The organism is Shewanella atlantica (assembly GCF_003966265.1).
Lineage (GTDB): Bacteria > Pseudomonadota > Gammaproteobacteria > Enterobacterales > Shewanellaceae > Shewanella > Shewanella atlantica.
Genome location: NZ_RXNV01000041.1, coordinates 1 through 1332, shown reverse-complemented (window position 1 = coordinate 1332; position 1332 = coordinate 1). Strand labels below are relative to the sequence as shown.

Below are 1332 nucleotides of genomic sequence, written 5' to 3'. Positions count from 1 at the left end.
CTGTGGGATCCCCACGAATTTAATAGCATGCTTGTGGATCCCTGACTAAATCCAGTAGTGACTGTATCGCAGCTTGCCAATGCGCCTTTACTAACCTCAACTTCTTATCCTTGTATGCTCTTAAGCCAATAAATTGGTTTGAGAGTACGTTGCGGTGCTTTATTGAGTTTGCTTGGTATTGCCTATGTTTATTGGCAGCTTTGACGGCTAAACCTAGCAGGAACAGGATAAATTGAGCTAGGCAGGCAATGAGTAACAATACGCAGAGCCTGCTCGCTATTCGAGTACCGCTATCATTCATTTTTAGACCCGTTTTAACATCTCTAAAGCTTTCTTCTATCTGCATCCTCGTCGCATAAATCTTAACGACTCTTTTAGCCGTAGCACTTGAGTTACAAAGAGATGTCGCGAGTAACCAAGGCTCTTTTTCTCGCTCTGCACTTGCACGAGACCGCTTGCTCCGCCTAGCTTTATCACCTGTTGCAGTTCTGTCTTTTCGTCCTTTAGGATCGCGTTTGAAGATAACTAAACGAGAGTTGAAAGAGACCTGTTCACCTAAAAAGTATTCGCCGAGATCCTTAGCTCTAGAGCTTGCTTGAGCGTAAAGCTTTTTGACTGGATACCAATGATGAATCGCGATTTTTCTACAGTGCGTTCTATTTCTAAAGCGACCTACATAATCCCACTCAAGAGCCAAAATCTGTTTGAACCAAGGGATGCGAAAGCCAGCGTCAGTTACGATGATAGGCTTACAATCATTAGGTAGCATAGCCTTTAGTTTTGTCATAAATAATAGATGAGTCTTTGGCTTCTCTTTCTTATTCAGTGAATGTATTTCTTCGTAGAGAGTAAGAGAGCGGCCTTGAGCCGCGAGCGATGCCCGGATGAGAAAGTGTTGCTTGCGGTCATCAAGATCTGACCAATCGATATGAATGATTGGCTGTTTCATTGTCCCAACTAACAGGTAGGTCATACGGGTATAGATGAACTCGATATCACGATGTAAGTTGGTGTTACTACAAAGCCTATCTACACGTTTAATCTTATGTTTTTCCATGGCTTTACTATCAATGTCGCGACCAAGGCCAGTTATTGATAGTGAACCGCCACTCATTGAGCTTTCGATTGCTGAAAACAAACTCTGTCGGCGAGTTTTGTGCATTAACGGGGTGACAAGCGATAGGCATTTTGATAAAACTTGTTTCGCATTCATGGCATTTACTCGTGGTAATTTTTGTTTGGCGATAAATTTGATCACCAAATGCCATGAATGTTCCTCACTATTTTACCTATCTCATTATTTCAGCTTACCTTTTTGTGGGGATTCGTCAG

Annotated in this window: 1 protein-coding gene; it reads right to left on the bottom strand. The window is 42.3% G+C overall.

Annotation, left to right across the window (positions count from 1 at the left end; all coding sequences use genetic code 11):
• Positions 1-19: 19 nt before the first annotated feature.
• Positions 20-1213 carry an IS4 family transposase gene (locus EKG39_RS23220; RefSeq protein WP_126508323.1) on the bottom strand — a complete coding sequence of 398 codons (1194 nt, stop codon included), beginning with the start codon at positions 1211-1213 and terminating at the stop codon, positions 20-22.
• Between the last annotated feature and the right edge of the window lie 119 nt (positions 1214-1332).

Bases quoted from the DNA above. Each gene is read 5' to 3' on its own strand.
- EKG39_RS23220 (WP_126508323.1), bottom strand. From the start codon at position 1,213: ATGAATGCGAAACAAGTTTTATCAAAATGCCTATCGCTTGTCACCCCG.